This is a genomic window from Marinihelvus fidelis, assembly GCF_008725655.1.
Taxonomy (GTDB): Bacteria; Pseudomonadota; Gammaproteobacteria; order Xanthomonadales; family SZUA-36; genus Marinihelvus; species Marinihelvus fidelis.
The window spans coordinates 119,981-135,795 of record NZ_VYXP01000002.1 but is presented as its reverse complement, the minus strand read 5'-3'; the positions used below and the strand labels follow the sequence as shown (position 1 = coordinate 135,795).

Annotated in this window: 13 protein-coding genes; 2 read left to right on the top strand and 11 right to left on the bottom strand. The window is 59.0% G+C overall.

Annotated features, from left to right (window positions below; all coding sequences use genetic code 11):
- Positions 1 to 10: 10 nt before the first annotated feature.
- The 10 genes from F3N42_RS02015 to F3N42_RS01975 form a co-directional block, all read right to left on the bottom strand.
- Complete coding sequence (locus tag F3N42_RS02015) at positions 11 to 646, bottom strand: cation transporter (protein WP_150862720.1); 636 nt, start codon at positions 644 to 646, stop codon at positions 11 to 13.
- Entirely contained in the window at positions 643 to 3,801 is a 3,159-nt protein-coding gene (locus F3N42_RS02010; RefSeq protein ID WP_150862719.1) for an efflux RND transporter permease subunit, read from the bottom strand. The genes F3N42_RS02015 and F3N42_RS02010 overlap by 4 nt, the downstream gene beginning before the upstream one ends.
- Positions 3,794 to 5,293: an efflux RND transporter periplasmic adaptor subunit gene (locus F3N42_RS02005; RefSeq protein ID WP_150862718.1), complete on the bottom strand. Its 1,500-nt coding sequence runs from the start codon at positions 5,291 to 5,293 to the stop codon at positions 3,794 to 3,796. The genes F3N42_RS02010 and F3N42_RS02005 overlap by 8 nt, the downstream gene beginning before the upstream one ends.
- Positions 5,290 to 6,522 (bottom strand): TolC family protein, encoded by a 1,233-nt coding sequence (locus tag F3N42_RS02000; RefSeq protein WP_191621180.1) that lies wholly within the window; start codon positions 6,520 to 6,522, stop codon positions 5,290 to 5,292. The genes F3N42_RS02005 and F3N42_RS02000 overlap by 4 nt, the downstream gene beginning before the upstream one ends.
- Before the next feature lie 143 nt (positions 6,523 to 6,665).
- Complete coding sequence (locus tag F3N42_RS15550; RefSeq protein WP_191621179.1) at positions 6,666 to 6,998, bottom strand: hypothetical protein; 333 nt, start codon at positions 6,996 to 6,998, stop codon at positions 6,666 to 6,668.
- Positions 6,999 to 7,089: 91 nt separating this feature from the next.
- The gene (locus tag F3N42_RS01995) at positions 7,090 to 9,207 is read right to left on the bottom strand and encodes a copper-transporting P-type ATPase (RefSeq protein ID WP_150862716.1); all 2,118 of its coding nucleotides are present in this window, start codon (positions 9,205 to 9,207) and stop codon (positions 7,090 to 7,092) included.
- On the bottom strand, positions 9,204 to 9,599 hold the full coding sequence (gene cueR / locus F3N42_RS01990) for a Cu(I)-responsive transcriptional regulator (protein ID WP_150862715.1): 396 nt from the start codon (positions 9,597 to 9,599) through the stop codon (positions 9,204 to 9,206). Before cueR ends, F3N42_RS01995 begins: the two co-directional genes overlap by 4 nt.
- 295 nt (positions 9,600 to 9,894) lie before the next feature.
- The gene (locus F3N42_RS01985) at positions 9,895 to 10,608 is read right to left on the bottom strand and encodes a hypothetical protein (RefSeq protein ID WP_150862714.1); all 714 of its coding nucleotides are present in this window, start codon (positions 10,606 to 10,608) and stop codon (positions 9,895 to 9,897) included.
- Positions 10,605 to 11,840: a tyrosine-type recombinase/integrase gene (locus F3N42_RS01980; RefSeq protein WP_150862713.1), complete on the bottom strand. Its 1,236-nt coding sequence runs from the start codon at positions 11,838 to 11,840 to the stop codon at positions 10,605 to 10,607. The genes F3N42_RS01985 and F3N42_RS01980 overlap by 4 nt, the downstream gene beginning before the upstream one ends.
- A 256-nt stretch (positions 11,841 to 12,096) precedes the next feature.
- A complete protein-coding gene (locus F3N42_RS01975) occupies positions 12,097 to 12,453 on the bottom strand; it encodes a helix-turn-helix transcriptional regulator (protein ID WP_150862712.1) in 357 nt (118 codons plus the stop codon).
- 143 nt (positions 12,454 to 12,596) lie between these two features.
- Between F3N42_RS01975 and F3N42_RS01970 the strand changes: the two genes are divergently transcribed.
- Entirely contained in the window at positions 12,597 to 12,824 is a 228-nt protein-coding gene (locus F3N42_RS01970) for an AbrB/MazE/SpoVT family DNA-binding domain-containing protein (protein WP_150862711.1), read from the top strand.
- Between the two features lie 4 nt (positions 12,825 to 12,828).
- Positions 12,829 to 13,215, top strand: coding sequence for a type II toxin-antitoxin system death-on-curing family toxin (locus F3N42_RS01965; protein WP_191621178.1), 387 nt, complete (start codon positions 12,829 to 12,831; stop codon positions 13,213 to 13,215).
- Between the two features lie 102 nt (positions 13,216 to 13,317).
- Here F3N42_RS01965 and F3N42_RS01960 read toward each other — a convergent pair whose 3' ends face one another.
- Positions 13,318 to 15,771, bottom strand: coding sequence for a TonB-dependent receptor (locus F3N42_RS01960; RefSeq protein ID WP_150862709.1), 2,454 nt, complete (start codon positions 15,769 to 15,771; stop codon positions 13,318 to 13,320).
- Between the last annotated feature and the right edge of the window lie 44 nt (positions 15,772 to 15,815).

The window sequence follows — 15,815 nt, the reverse complement described above, 5'->3', positions numbered from 1 at the left end:
CTGCGAACGATCAGCGACCGAAACCGTCGCCTTTGCGGTGCTCGGTTCCCGTCTCTTCGTGCTTGTCCATGTGAGCATCGCGCCAAATTTCGATGGCTCCATACAGCGCGATGCAAGCCACCGCGCCGCCGACGACGAGGTCCGGCCAATTCGCTCCGGTCAGCAGGACGATAACCCCCGCCACGATGATCCCGCCATTGGAGATAAAGTCATTGAAGCTGAACGTTGTCGCAGCCCGGAGATTCACATCGCTGCTCTTCAGGCTTTTGAGCATATAGAGCGATAGCAGGTTTACGACCGCTGCAATGGCCGCCATCGTCATCATAATGGCGCCCACCGGCTCCGATCCTTCAACAAAGCGTCGGAATGCATCGAAAACCACGCCTGCGGCAAAAAGTAGCAGCATGATGCTGGAGAAGCGTGCCGCACCGCGTTTCCAAGATCGCGAGCGGGCCAGGGCCAGTAAGCTCAGGCCGTAGACCACTGCATCGGACGTGTTGTCGAGCCCATTGGCGATCAGCGCGTTGGAATCACCGAAATAGCCTGTTGCGAAGAAGCCGAGCGCAATGGCAACGTTGAGCCACAGGACTATCCACAGCGTGCGGCGTTTCTCAGCCGAATCGAGGTCAAAATCAGCTTCGCTCATGTGGAGTTGCCGTCCTGGGGTGTTTGTCGGTGCTGCATGTTCAAGGTCATAGTTTGCCATATCAAAAACGCGGCGGGGATGACCGCCAGCGTCAGCAGGGTCGCGCTGATCATGCCGCCGACCATGGGCGCGGCGATCCGGCGCATCACCTCGGAGCCGGTGCCGCTGCCCAGCATGATGGGCAGCAGGCCCGCGATGATGGCCGCCACGGTCATCATGATGGGGCGTACGCGCATGAGTGCGCCTTCGACGACTGCTGTGTTGAAATCCTGCCGCGTTATAGGCCGGTCTTCGGCATCAGCCGTGTGATACACGCGGGCCAGTGCCTGTTTTAGGTAGACCAGCATGACGACGCCGATCTCGACGGCAACGCCGGCCAGCGCGATAAATCCGACTCCGACGGCGACCGACAGGTTGTAGTCAAGCAGGTACAGCAGCCAGATTCCGCCGACCAGCGCGGTTGGCAGCGTTCCCAGGATGATGAGCACCTCGGTCAGGTTGCGGAAGTTCAGAAACAACAGCAGCATGATAACGACGAGGGTGAACGGCACGACGATAAACAGGCGTTCCCGGGCCCGCTCCATGTACTCGTATTGTCCAGACCACTGCAGTGAATAACCGGCAGGCAGTTCCAGTCCGTCGGTGACGACATCTTTCGCCGACTGGACGTAAGAGCCGAGGTCAACACCATCGATATCAACGAATACCCAGCCGTTCAGCCGCGCATTCTCGCTCTTGATCATCGGCGGACCATCTTCGATCCGGAGCTCGGCCACCGCAGACAGCGGGATCTGCTGTCCGGTAGGAGTGACTACGGCCAGGTCACGTAGTTTTTGCAGTGAATCCCGGGTTTCACGCGGGTAGCGAAGATTAACGGGGTATCGTTCCAGGCCTTCGACCGTCTCGGTGACGTTCATTCCACCGATGGCGGTCGTCACCACGGCCTGGACATCATCGATATTGAGTCCATAGCGCGAAGCCTGTTCACGCAGTATGTCCACGGTCACGTAGCGCCCACCGGCAACCCGCTCTGAAAATACTGAAGCCGTACCAGGCAGGTCCCTGAGCAGATCTTCAATCTGCTCGCCAATTTGCTGGATAACGCCCAGGTCGGGGCCGGCGACCTTGATGCCCAGCGGCGTCTTGATGCCGGTGGCCAGCATGTCGATCCGGGTCTTGATCGGGTAAACCCAGGCATTGGTCAATCCCGGAATCTTCAGCCGCTGGTTCAGTTCAGCCTTGATGTCGTCAATGGTGACACCCGGCCGCCATTCCGATTCCGGTTTCAGCTGAACCACGGTTTCAATCATGCTCAGCGGCGCCGGGTCGGTGGCGGTTTCTGCCCGCCCGACCTTGCCGAATACGCGTTTCACTTCTGGTACCGACATGATCAGCTTGTCGGTCTGCTGCAACAGCTGCTGGGCCTTGCCGATCGAAATGCCCGGAAAGGTGGTCGGCATATACATCAGGTCACCCTCGTTCAGGTCGGGCATGAACTCGGAGCCGATATGCTTGAGCGGCCAGAAACCAGCGATGACCAGCGCCCCTGCAATCACCATGATTCTCCACGGGTGCAGTGTGACCTGGCGGATCAGGGGACGGTACAGCCAGATCAGCGCACGATTCACCGGGTTTTTGTGTTCGGGAACAATTTTCCCGCGAATGAAATAGCCCATCAGCACCGGAACCAGGGTGATCGACAAGCCGGCGGCCGCGGCCATCGCGTAGGTCTTGGTGAATGCCAGCGGCGAAAACAGCCGGCCTTCCTGTGCCTGCAGGGTAAATACAGGCAGAAAACTCAGGGTGATGATCAACAGCGAGAAGAACAGAGGTGGCCCGACCTCCACTGCGGCCTCGGTCACCGTCTGCCAATGGTTCTTCGTGTCATAGTCCTCGTGTTCCATTTTCTTGTGGACCGTCTCGACCATGACGATCGCCGCGTCGACCATCGCACCGATGGCGATGGCGATGCCGCCCAGGGACATGATGTTGGCGTTCAGGCCTTGTGCGTCCATGACAATGAAGGCTGCCAGGATGCCCAGCGGCAACGACAGGATGACGACCAGGGAGGAGCGCACATGGAACAGGAAAATCATGCACACGAGCACGACAACGATGAACTCCTCCAGCAGTTTTTCCTGCAGCGTTTCCACCGCACCCAGGATCAGTGACGAGCGGTCATAGGTTTCGACAATTTCGACGCCTTCGGGAAGGCTGGCTTTCAGTTCTTCAAGCCGTTGCTTGACGGCTTCGATGGTCGCCAGCGCATTCTCGCCAAAACGCATGATAATCACGCCGCCGACCACTTCACCTTCGCCATTGAGTTCGGCGATGCCGCGCCGCATCTGCGGCCCGAGGCGGATCTCGGCAACGTCGGCCAGCCGGACCGGGGTGCCGGTCGCATTCATGCCCAGCGGTATTTCGGCCAGGTCCTCGACGGATTGCAGATAGCCCGTGGCGCGGATCATGTACTCCGCTTCGCCCATTTCAATGACCGAGCCGCCCACTTCGCGGTTACCCGCCTGGATGGCGTTGCGGATCTTGGCCAGGGGCAGCCCGTAGGCGCGTAATGCATCCGGGTTCACGACTACCTGGTACTGGCGCACCATGCCGCCAATGGTGGCGACTTCCGCCACGCCTGGAACGGTCTGCAATTCATACTTCAGGAACCAATCCTGGATGGAACGCAGGTCAGCCAGGTTGTGGTTTCCGCTGCGGTCCTGCAGGGCATATTCGTAGACCCAGCCGACGCCGGTCGCATCCGGCCCGAGCGCGGGTTTTGCCTCGGCGGGGAGTTGGCCCGTGACCTGGTTCAGGTATTCCAGGACGCGGGAACGCGCCCAGTAAAGGTCCGTGCCGTCTTCGAAGATGACATAGACATAGGAATCGCCGAAAAATGAGTAGCCGCGAACCGTTTCTGCACCTGGGACGGACAGCATCGCCGTGGTCAACGGGTAGGTGACCTGGTCCTCGACCACCTGTGGCGCCTGGCCGGGGTACGAGGTCTTGACGATGACTTGCACATCGGACAGGTCTGGGAGCGCATCGACCGGCGTATTGCGCAGGACATAAATGCCCCAGGCGGCCGTGATCAGGCTGAGCAGAATTACCAGGAAGCGGTTGCCAATGGACCAGCGAATGATGCCCTCAATCATGGTCGTGATCTCCATTGGTTGAAGGCTCGCTGTTGTCCCTCAGGTTGGCGGCGGTGATGACGAACCGACCGGAGGAAATCTGCTCTATCTGAAAGCGGATATCCTGGCCCACTTCCAGGTTCGCCAGGTCAACCGCGGGGTCGACGCCGAACTCCATGTTCATCGCCGGCCAGCCCAGCGCATCGATGGGGCCATGAGATATCCGCATGCGCCCCTCAGCCGCCTTGATCTCTTCGATCCAGCCGTTGCCGAACGCTTTGACCGGTTCGTCGTTGGCAGGCGTATCCTCAACGTGCCCCAGGCGGATGATGCTGCCCACAAGGCTGGCTTCGGAATCGATCAGGAACTGGGCCGATGTCACCACCCGGTCGCCGGCGTCGATTCCCGCAAGGATCTCTACCCAGTCACCGCTTTCCATGCCCGTGAGCACTTCATGAACCGTGAACCGGCCCTCGCCGAGGGCGACCACGACGCGGTCGCGGTCGGCCCCACGGATCAGGGCCTGGCGGGGGATGCTCAGTGCCCGGGGCTGTAATCGACCGAAAATCGATACCCGCGCATACATGTTGGGCTTGAGTTTTTCGCCGTGATTATCGAAGCGTAGCCGCACCCGCAGCGTTCGCGTTTCGGCATCCAGAACCGGGTAGACGTACTCAACCTCACCACTGAACACGGCGCCGGGCATGTACTCCAGGGTGGCTTCTGCCGCTTGCCCCTCGGCGACCCATTCGACCTGCGATTCGAACACTTCGGCCTGTAGCCAGACACTGCCAAGGTCGGCCAGGCTCATCACCGTGGTGTTGGGCTGGATATACATGCCTTCGCGGGCCAGCAGTTCAGTGACGACGCCATCACGCGGTGCCACGATCTTGATTCGTTCGGACGCCGTTCCGGATGCTTTCAGGACATCAATCTCAGAGGGGATCATCCCCAATGCGCGAAGTTTTCCGTCCGCGCCCTGCAACAGGCGGGTATCACCGCGCCTTAGCGCCTGCAGGTATTCTTTCTGGGCATTGACCAGCTCGGGCGAGTACAGCTCAAACAGGAGGTCGCCCTTGCTCACGCGCGTGCCTTCTGCATTCACGAACAATCGCTCGATCCAGCCCTGCGTGCGGATATTGATGTGACTGATCCGGGTTTCGTCCAGCCCGACATACCCGGTGGCCTCGATACGCCGCCACAATGGACGCACCTCGGCCAGTGCGGTTTGCACACCCAGGTTGTTTTCCAGCGCCGGGCTGATGGTGACGCCGCCAGCCGATGACGCCTCGTCCGCATACACCGGAACCAGGTCCATGCCCATCGGCGACTTGCCCGGCTCATCACGGCGGAAATTGGGGTCCATGGGCGCCACCCAGTACTCGACCTTGCGCGCCTGCTCCCGGGGCTCATCAGCACTTTCGTCAGGCTTGTCGGTGGCGGCAGAACCCAGGTAGAAGCCCGCCAGGACAAACAACCCGCCTACCAGGGTGAATCCAATAAGATTTTTCATGATGATGCCCCCTCCAGGTACAGCAGGCGTGCCTGGGATTTGAACGATTCGGCTTTCAGCCGCGCATGCTCCAGCTGCAGGTCGAATTCCGTGATGCGCGCGCGCATCAGTGTTGTCAGGTCTTCCAGGGCGGCCTGGTAGGCATCGAAGGTTGCCTGGGCGTTGAAGTCGGCATCCGGCAACAGCGACGCTTCGTACAGGTCCAGTCGCTCCTGCTGGCGCTGCCAGGTGGCATGATGAACCTCCGCCTCGCTGGACATGCGCCGATAGGCGTCATCGCGGTTAAAGGCCGCTGCCGAAGAGTTCGCGATGCTCGCCTGTACGACCCGGTCCTGGCGGTTACCCGTAAACAGGGGCAGGTCCATTCGCACCATCAGGCTGAGCAAATCAGCCCGATGGCTGCCATCCGGGTTTTCACCGGCACGACCGCCATAAGTCAGGTCAACGGCAAATTCCGGTTTGTAGTTCTGCTCGGCGAGCTCAATGCCTTTTTCGGCGGCAATCACCTCCTGGTGCAGCGCGCGAATCCGGGGGTGGTCGGTTAAACCCTTTTTCGTCTCCTGTAGTGCACCGGGTTCGTGAATAACCGGCCATTCAGGGCTGATGTCCCGCCACGCGTCATCGCCAATCCAGGCCGCCAGGCGCCCCCGGGCCTGTTGCTCTTCCTCGGTAATGCGCACCGAGCGCTCTTGCACCCTGGCCAGTTCAACTGCGGCGCGAAGAACATCCTGCTGCTGAACCCGGCCCGTTGCGTAAAAATCCTGGGTGATGTCTGCCAGATCGGAAAATGCCGCCACGGCGTCTGCGTTGATGGCCGCCAGGTGCACTTGCTTCAGAACTTCGAGGTAATTCTCACGTACCGCCAGCCGGACCCGAAGCAGCAGGTCCTGTGCCGTGTCGCCCAGCGCTTTCGAGCGCTCATTCAGCTGCGCGGCGCGCAATTCCCTGGATTGCCCCCTGGGAAACCGCTGTATCACCCCCACCTGCATCTGGGTCATGGCCTCCTGGTCCAGGTCAAAAGTGTCCGTGGGCACGGACATCATGCCGAATTTCAATTGCGGATCGGGAAATTGGCCGGCAGCGACTTCAAGCTCGTTGAGCGCCGCCTGTCGTGATCTTACCGACTCCACGGAAGGGTCCTGGAGCACGGCCAGTGACTCGGCTTCGGCCAGTGACAGCGATTCGGCTCCTGCCCCTGTGGACAGCAGCGTGACAATCAGGGCCATCATCAGCCCGGACATTTTTGTAAAACGGAAAAACTTGTGGATGCAACGCATAATCAACTCCTGTAATAAAACAGGTCACGCTTTCCAGCGTGTTCACGAAATAGTGAAGTGTCAGCCGCCGGCTATCGCGGGGCTGAAAGAGTTGGTCAGGCGATGGGTGGACGAAATGGGGGATGGCTATGGATTGCAGTAAGCCTGGAAGACTCCAGGACCTCAAGATGCCTGGAGGACGTCAATATTAGGCGAACAGGCTTTGTCGCGAATAACGTCAACCCGATCGGGCAACTACCGCATGTTGCCGCATCCATGCAATCGCCCGACATTGAATCTTCTGAATCGCAGCAATCAGGCGAGTCACTATCGAGCATCGTCGAGTGATGCGTGTTGTCCTGGGCCTTGTCCATATCCATATCGCACGCCTGCAACGGCACGGGTTGCAGGGCATACAACAGCATGAATATGGCGAGCAGGTACTTCATGTCTGTTTAGAATACATCCCGGCCATGATTTGGACAATTGAACGGTAATACCCGTGAAGCCAGGTGTTTCGCCGTTCACGCGACAGCAACATCAGAGTTTCTGACGGCGCAGCCTGAGCGCGTTGCCAATCACCGACACCGAACTCAGGCTCATCGCGGCGGCCGCGATCATGGGGCTTAACAGCAGTCCGAATACCGGGTACAGCACGCCGGCCGCGATCGGAATGCCTATCGCGTTGTAGGCAAATGCGAAGAACAGGTTCTGGCGGATGTTGCGCATCGTTTGTTGACTCAACTCGCGTGCCCTGGCAACGCCGAGCAGGTCGCCGCGCACCAGGGTAACGCCTGCGCTTTCCATCGCGACATCAGTGCCCGTGCCCATGGCGATTCCAACATTGGCCTGTGCAAGCGCCGGCGCATCGTTGATGCCATCTCCGGCCATGGCGACCATTGCGCCGTTCGCCTGCAGATCCGTGATGACGCGTTTTTTATCCTCCGGGGATACATCTGCATGCACTTCGTCGATACCGATCTTGCGGGCTACGGCATTGGCCGTACCCTGGCTGTCGCCGGTCAGCATGACGACCTTGAGTCCGGCCTCGTGCAGCATCCCGATGGCCTCCGGTGTCGATTCCTTGATCGGGTCTGCAACGCCGATCATTCCGGCCGGCCTGCCGTCGACTGCCACGAACATGACGGTCTGGCCTTCAGCACGGTGCTGTTCGGCAGCTTTCGCCAGCGACGTGTCATGGTCGTCCAGGTGATTCATGAGTTTGGCATTGCCAATGGCGACATCCGAATCTCCGACACGCGCGCTTACACCTTCGCCCGTCGTCGATTCGAAGCCCGTCGCCGAGGGCACATTGATTGAGCGCTTCTCGGCCGCTGCGACGATGGCCTGGGCCAACGGATGCTCGCTGGCTTTCTCCACGGCGGCAACCAGTGCCAGCAGCGACTCGTCGTTGTGCTCGCCCATGGCCTTGATCATGACCAGGTCGGGGCGGCCCTCGGTCAGCGTGCCGGTCTTGTCGACGACAACGGTATCAACCCTTTCAAAGGTCTCCAGGGCTTCGGCGTTCTTGATCAGAATGCCGTGCTGGGCGCCCTTGCCGGTGCCGACCATGATCGACATGGGCGTGGCGAGGCCGAGCGCGCAGGGGCAGGCGATGATCAGCACGGCAACGGCGTTGACGATGGCATAAGCCATGGCGGGCGCGGGCCCCCAAACCGACCAGGCGATAAAGGTCAGGATAGCCGCCAGGATTACGGCCGGCACGAACCACGCCGCGACCAGGTCAACCAGCTTCTGGATCGGGGCGCGGCTGCGCTGTGCTTCGGCAACCATGCGCACGATCTGTGACAGCAGGGTGTCGTCACCGACTTGCGTCACTTTCATCACCAGGCTGCCGGTGCCGTTGACGGTGCCGCCAACGACGCCGTCGCCGACGATTTTTTCAACCGGTATGGGTTCGCCGCTGATCATGGACTCGTCGACGGCACTGCGCCCCTCGATGACTTCGCCGTCGACCGGGATCTTCTCGCCAGGTTTTACGCGTAGCCGATCGCCGGGAGCGAGGTCGTCCAGTGACACTTCTTCCTCGCTGCCGTCGTTGGCAATTCGTCTTGCGGTCGGCGGCGCCAGTTCCAGCAATGCGCGAATGGCGCCCGATGTCCGGCTCCGCGCCTTCAGTTCGAGCACCTGGCCGAGCAGCACGAGCGTCGTGATCACAGCCGCCGCCTCGTAGTAGAGCGCCACTTCGCCAAGGTCATTTCGGAAGGCTTCAGGGAAGGCGCCGGGAAATGTCGTAGCAACCAGCGAATAGACAAATGCCACGCCGACGCCCAGCGCGATCAGGGTGAACATGTTGAGATTAAGTGTCCGGATGGAATTCCAGCCACGTACAAAAAACGGCCAGCCGCCCCACAGCACCACGGGTGTTGCCAGTGCCAGCTGAATCCATTGACGCCATGCAATCGGCACCAGGTGCTCCAACGGCTGCCCAGGGATCATTTCCGCCATTGCGTACACAAACAGTGGCAGCGTCAGCGCGGCGCAGATCCAGAAGCGGCGCGTCATGTCATCGAGTTCGGCGGTATCTTCTTCCTTGCTTGCAACAGTGGGTTCAAGTCCCATGCCGCAGATGGGGCAACTACCGGGCTCGTTGCTGACAACTTCCGGGTGCATCGGGCAGGTATAGACGGTATTCATGTGGCGCTCCTTTCGAGGCCGTGCAAAATCGGACAGTCGGGGCGAGCGTCGCCGTCGCAACGATCGGCCAGGTGTTGGAGGGTATCAACCATCGACTGGAGATCGCCGATCTTTTCCCGCAGTTCATCAAGGTGTGTCTCGACGAGACGTTTAACGTCTGCGCTGCTACGGCCCTGGTCCTGCCATAGTTCCAACAGTGCCGAGATCTTCGGGACGGAAAAACCAAGCCGGCGCGCTCGCCTGATAAATCGCAAGGTGTGCAGGGCTTCCTGGTCGAAGACCCGGTAGCCGGATTCACTACGTGTTGTCTTACCGAGCAAACCGATCTGCTCGTAGTACCTGATGCGCTTTGCCGATACACCGGTCGCGTCTGCCGCCTGTCCAATATTCACGGGAATGTTCCTCCGCACACCGTTATCGATTAACGGTTACGGCACGATCCTAAACCCTCCCATGATGGTAAGGTCAAGCGGCATTAAATAATCTGGCAGGCTATTTTTTCGGACTGCTTACAGAGCAGTTCATCGATAGCCACATTCAGGGCGTTGGCCAGGTCTCGGCGGCGTCAGGTGTGATTAATTTCTGACTTTGGTCACTGAAACGGATGCTTTTGTGTTTGGTACGCATGGTCCAGTCAATCGCATTCGTGCCCGAACCGATATAAATCCAGCTTAGTGTACAGGGCGGTTAAAAATCCTTGAGCCCAACTTGTAACGGGTCGAAGCCACGAAGCTTGGACCGGATCGAATCTCGAGTAATTTGGGCGTTAGGAAATTCAATTGCACAGATTCGTTCGATCGTTGCAGGCAGTGTCCTGTCGTAGCGTCTGTACAAAAATGTAGCGATTCTTCGCGCGACAAATGTGATGATTACCTCCTCGGTATTGACCTTCTTTACAACTGGTTTCGGTGCAAGCCTGTCGAGAGTCGAAGGGTTTGTAAGTTTCTCAAGCCACTCATCCAGGTGAATTTCAGCTTCGGGGTATTCGGTGAAGGCGAGTGATAGGTGGGCACTAATGTCTTGTTGGTCAAAATAGTCTTCGTCAAATGGTGAGTTGAACGCGTTTTGCTGCGCGCGCATCCTTGCTTTAATTTCATGTGTGCTGAAGTAAGACAAGGATCCAGTTGGCAGATTCAGGGCGTAAATGACATCAGAAAGTTTGGCAGAAAGTACCTGGGCTTCCTCCAGCATGGCCGAACGCAGCCGGTCGTTAATCGCACCAATATTGTCATGTTCGTTTTTCCACTCTTGTATTTTTCCATGTAGATGACGCAGCAATATCTCGGTATTTTGTTGCGGGTCAGAATTGCTGCCGGTCCGTCGTTCATGCTCAAGGATGGCCTTGAATATCAAAGCGCCATCAGGGTGTTCGTGCCAGGGAATAGAATTACTGCGTTTCATGTTGCTGTATGGCTTTTTGGAGTGATCTTGCCGCTGATGCCGCGCATGGTGTCGGTGAAGTCCGCCCAGGCTTGCATAAGCCGTTTACGATCGTCGAAGTACTTGGCCCTGTTGTAAGCGGCCCGTACCTTATTCGCAGGGATGTGGGCGAGTTGGTACTCGATCACGTCTTCGGAAAAACTGGTGGATTCGTTTGCCCAAGTACTGAACGTAGTTCGGAAACCATGGGCGCAATGCCGTCCGCCGAAACCAAGACGCTTAATTGCCTGGTTGACAGTTTGGCCGCTCATTGTCGCGGCACCGCGAGTGCCAGGAAACATCCAGCGATTGTTTCCGGTACGTTGGTAGAGTTCGCGTATCGCAACAAGCGCCTGTTGCGAGAGTGGTACGTTATGTGGACGTGACATTTTCATTTTGGCCGCAGCGATGGTCCAGGTTGCCGCGTCAAGGTCGATTTCTTTCCACTCGCCGTGGCAGAGCTCTCCGGGTCTTAAAACCGTCAACATCTGAAGTTCAATGGCCAGAATCGTAACCGGCCGGAGCGCGGACTTAAGAGATTCTGGGGAATCGAGTGTATGGAGTAGGGTGCCGAGTTCAGCTGGTTGTAATGCGGGCAGGTGCCCGCCACGCGGCACGCTGACCCATTCAGAAAGCCCATCAGCTGGACTGTTTTCGATCATTCGAAGCACAACCCCCAGTTTCATTACTGAGCCTATTCGTTGGAGTGTCCTGGATGCAGTATCTGTGGAGCCGCGATCTACGATGAGCTGGACCGTGTCGAGAATGTCACGGGCTGTGATTTCGCGGACTGGTTTATCCCCTATTTGTGGAAATACGTCGTTTTCTAGGCTGGCCAGGATGTTTTGCCGGTGCTTTTTGTTCGACCACGTGGCCGATTTCCGCTCATACCATTCCATGGCCAACGACTTGAACGTATCGCGTTGGGCGGCCGCATTAATCTGCCGGGTAGCCTGGGGTGTCAGGCCATTCCGAAGCCCGGCGCGGGCTTCTTTTCGCTTTTCCCTGGCTTCGGCGAGAGACAGTTCCCTTGCTGGCCCGAAACTGACCAGTTGCTCCTTTCCACGTGTCCGAAAACGAAAGTGCCAATACTTGGTGCCGTTCGGCATGATGGTCAGCATCAAGCCGCCGCCATCCGCCAGGCGATAAAGTTTCTTTCGAGGTTTGGCGCCCTTGACCATTGCGGCCGTGAGCTTGTTCAATTCGCGCGCCATCTTGAACTCCGTAACAGTTCCAGGTGGTTGGAACCCGATGCCGTGGCTGCGGTGTCGGGTTCATTTCTATACCCGCTAAAGTACCCACATTCGAAGGTTTATACCCTCAATGACTCAAAGGTGCTGGAGCGTACTTGGAAGTATATTTAATGACGGTCGATATGAGCAATAACAAATAGTTATGCTTGTCTGAATTATGGCTGGTTATTTTCGGTATCAAGCGATGTTGTGGTAGTCGTGCCCACCACTCATTCTTTCAAAACAAATCGTCGATATCCACGTTCAGCACATCGGCCAGGCGGCGAGCCGTTGACATCCTTGGCGAAGATTTTCCGGCTTCGATTTCTGACACCGAAGCCTGGCGGATGCCGGCGCGTTCAGCGAGCGCCTTTTGCGTCAGACCGCGAAACTCCCGCCACACGAGCACACGGTTTTCTCCAGCCAGAATTCGGTCGACAACTGCAATGGGAATGTCTTCTTCATCCAATGCCGCTTGTGCGTCGGCGATATCTTCGGCGTCTGCGTTCATGCGAACCAACCGCTCATACTCATCAAGCGGAATAACCGCCCGCGATCGTTTCCCATGTTCATCGACCAGGTACTCAATGGTCATTTGTATGCGTCTCCACGCGGCTTGAGTTGACAGGGCTTTGTAGGAAAGTCGGTTCGAAAAGGTAATAACATTTGTAATTACTTGAAAAAAGGCATACGCTTTTCGGATCAGAAACGTCACGACGTTCACACAGGAGCGATCAAATGGCAACAACCGTCAAACTCAGAAAGGTAGGCAACTCCGTTGGGCTCACGCTTCCACGGGAGGAACTCGCACGCTTGCGCGTGGGCGAGGGTGATGAGCTGTACCTGACCGTCGACAGTGGTGGCATGTATCTTCGGCCATACGACCCGCTGTTTGAGAAGAAGATGAAGCTTTTCGAGCGAACCAACTCGAAGTTTCGCAATGCACTGAAAGAGCTTGCGAAATAGGGCAGTGTTTTATTGGCTCGACAAGCCGGAAATACTCGCGCAACAACGCCTGTTGATTGATATTTATGGTGGTGCCCATGGCGTGCTGAATGAAGGTGCGCTGGACTCGACCCTGGCGCGCCCGGTTAACCTGAATGCCTATGAGGGCGTTGATGATCCCTGCCGCCTGGCCGCGTGCTACGGCTATGGGTTTGCCAAAAACCACTGCTTTGTTGATGGCAACAAGCGCGTCGCGCTGGTGACCATGGATGTCTTCCTGGGGCTGCATGACCTGGATCTGTGTGCATCTGAGCCGGAGGCGGTTGCGATCATTCTGGCCCTGTGCACGGACGACCTCAATGAAGACGAACTGGCCAGGTGGTTACGCCTGAATACCCGTCCACTTGACTAAAAAGAAGGCCGGACCAGCGACCGACTTTCGTCGATACGCGGGCGGCCCGGCCTTCGGGGGGGAGCGTTGGGCGCCGCAGGCGGCGCACCGTTGTCGTTTACATCAGAACTGGTAGCCCACCTCAATGCCGTAGGTGCGCGGAGGGTCGATGTTGACGAAGGGCGTGCCAAACGAGGCCGTGCTGATGTCGGAGATGTTCGAGGTCACTTCGTTGTCCAGCAGGTTCTTGCCCCAAACCGCCACGGTCCAGTGGTCGTTGACCCAGGCGATACGGCCGTTCAGCAGCTTGCGGTCTTCGCCGAAGCCGGGAATGTCGCGTACGATGATGGTCGGGTCCAGTTCGTCGTTGTTCTCGTAAAAGAAGTACTCGCCGCGGATGGCCAGGGCGCCCACGCCCAGCGGGAAGTAGCTGTCCGCCCAGACGCCGTAATTGGTGGCGGCGGTGTCTGAGAAGGTCTCGGTAACGAGATCACCCTCGGCGTTGTAGAACGGTTCCCAGGTGGCCTCCTGGTCACGCCATGTGGTGACGAAACCGGCCTGCACCTCGTCGGTGATCACCCAGTCCAGGGTCAGCTCGACGCCGGTGAATTCCTGGTCGCCATTGATCACCATGGGGACCGCCTGTGGTTGTCCCGGCGGCTTGGATTCCACCGAGCGCTGGCGGCCGTCGATCTCCAGGTTGAACAGCGCCAGCTGCGTACGCAGGCGGTTGCCGAAGAAGTCACCCTTGATGCCCCACTCGATGTTCTCCGACTGCTCGGGGTCGAGCGGGTTGTCGGAGGTCATCACGTTGAGCGAGTCGTAGCCGCCGGACTTGTAGCCGGTGGAATAGGACAGAAACGTGGTGGCGTCGTCGCTGATGCTGTAGTTCAACACCAGGCGGCCGGTCACGTCGTCCCAGCTGTCGTTGGCCACCAGAGTGCCGGTACGGGCCTGCTCGTAGCCCGGCACGGGCAGGAAGACGATGTCGGCGGTGCCGGGGCGGATGGCGTTCAGCGTGTTCGGCGGGTTGCGCCACGAGAAGGTCTTCTCGTCCTTGCTGTAGCGCAGGCCGGCCAGCACGCTCCAGTGCTCGGTGAACTGCCAGTCGACGTCGGCGTAGACGCCGTAGTTCTTGAAATCACCGTCGTTGTAGTAGATCTCGGACCACGACTGGCCGGCGTAGCTGGGGCCGACGATCGGCGTGCCGGGCAGGAACATGTCCAGCTGGTCGTAGAAGAAATCGCCGGTGCCGACGATCATCTCCGGGCTGATGGGTTGCTGCAGCAGCGCCGACATCAGGCCGGCCATCTGGTTCGGGTCCCAGATGTGGGTCAGCGGGAAGCCGGTCTCGGCGGCCAGGCCGGAGGTCACCGCGCGCATCGCCGAATCGGCGTTGGTGTTCACCGGGATCACCTGGTGGGTGGTTTCCTTGCTGTAGACACCGCCGAAGACCAGGTTGACGTTGTCGCCGGTCCAGTTGAACTGCAACTCGTTGTAGAGAATGTCCGAGTCTTCCAGGTTGTCGGTGTCCAGGTAGCGGTCGTACTCGGCCGTGCCGTCCTCGTCCTGGCGGTTGGTCAGCGTGTAGTCGCGGTAGCTGACGATCAACTTGGAGGTGAAGCTGTCGCTGATGTCCCAGTACAGCTTGCCGGTGGTGGCCGACATGTCGCGGGTCTCGGATGGCTCCAGCACGTCGTTGCGCACGCGGCCGCAGAACGGGTCGTCGGGGCATTCGGCCCATTCGCTGACGCCGAAGGCGCCGCGGGGGGCGTTGTCCACTTCGTCGTAGTCGTAACTGACCTGCAGGCGCACGGTGTCGGAAATGGTCCACAGGCCGGCGATGCGGGCCACCAGGTTGTCCTGGGCGCCGGGGTCGCGGCCGTAATCAATGACGTTTTCGGCGAAGCCGTCGCGGTTGTTGCTGAGGATATTGGCGCGCAGGAAGAAGTTGTCGGCCAGCGCCACGTTGCCCATGGCCTCGACGCGGAACAGGTCGAAGTTGCCCATGCGCGTGCGCACGAAGGCCTCGGTGTCGGCCGACGGCGCGTTTGGCACCATGTTCACCACGCCGGCAGCGGCGTTGCGGCCGTACAGCGTGCCCTGCGGGCCTTTCAGCACTTCCACGCGGGCCATGTCGGAGAATGCCATCGAAGTTGCGCCGCGGGGCAGGTAGACCTCGTCGTAGAACGTCGCGACCGACGGGTCGCCGCCGGTGCTGATGTTGGAGCTGCTGACGCCGCGAATGCTGATGCTGGACTGGGTCGCGCTTTCGCCGACCTCGAAGCCGGGGATGAAGTCCTGCATTTCGAACAGGTTCAGCGCGCCGGTCTTCTCGATCTCGGCGGCGGAGAACACGTCAACGGTGACCGGGATGGTCAGCAGGTTCTCTTCGCGGCGCTGCGCCGTGACCACCACTTCTTCAAGGCCGATGGTCTCGTCGTCGATGTTGGGGTTGTCGTTATCGTTGTTGTCCTGGGCCAGGGCCGGGGTGGCCAGCGCCAGGCTGACGGCCAGGCTGAGCAGTGCAGGCGTAAAACCAGGGCGCGAGTCGTTCTTGCGAGCATTCCGGGTCATGTTGTTTTCCTTGTCAGGTTCGGTCGCCCGTCCACACGTGCGGG

Excerpts from the sequence above, each read along its gene's own strand:
- F3N42_RS02015 (WP_150862720.1), bottom strand. The coding sequence starts at position 646 with ATGAGCGAAGCTGATTTTGACCTCGATTCGGCTGAGAAACGCCGCACG.
- F3N42_RS02010 (WP_150862719.1), bottom strand. The coding sequence starts at position 3,801 with ATGATTGAGGGCATCATTCGCTGGTCCATTGGCAACCGCTTCCTGGTA.
- F3N42_RS02005 (WP_150862718.1), bottom strand. The coding sequence starts at position 5,293 with ATGAAAAATCTTATTGGATTCACCCTGGTAGGCGGGTTGTTTGTCCTG.
- F3N42_RS02000 (WP_191621180.1), bottom strand. The coding sequence starts at position 6,522 with ATGATGGCCCTGATTGTCACGCTGCTGTCCACAGGGGCAGGAGCCGAA.
- F3N42_RS15550 (WP_191621179.1), bottom strand. The coding sequence starts at position 6,998 with ATGAAGTACCTGCTCGCCATATTCATGCTGTTGTATGCCCTGCAACCC.
- F3N42_RS01995 (WP_150862716.1), bottom strand. The coding sequence starts at position 9,207 with ATGAATACCGTCTATACCTGCCCGATGCACCCGGAAGTTGTCAGCAAC.
- F3N42_RS01985 (WP_150862714.1), bottom strand. The coding sequence starts at position 10,608 with ATGAAACGCAGTAATTCTATTCCCTGGCACGAACACCCTGATGGCGCT.
- F3N42_RS01980 (WP_150862713.1), bottom strand. The coding sequence starts at position 11,840 with ATGGCGCGCGAATTGAACAAGCTCACGGCCGCAATGGTCAAGGGCGCC.
- F3N42_RS01975 (WP_150862712.1), bottom strand. The coding sequence starts at position 12,453 with ATGACCATTGAGTACCTGGTCGATGAACATGGGAAACGATCGCGGGCG.
- F3N42_RS01970 (WP_150862711.1), top strand. The coding sequence starts at position 12,597 with ATGGCAACAACCGTCAAACTCAGAAAGGTAGGCAACTCCGTTGGGCTC.
- F3N42_RS01960 (WP_150862709.1), bottom strand. The coding sequence starts at position 15,771 with ATGACCCGGAATGCTCGCAAGAACGACTCGCGCCCTGGTTTTACGCCT.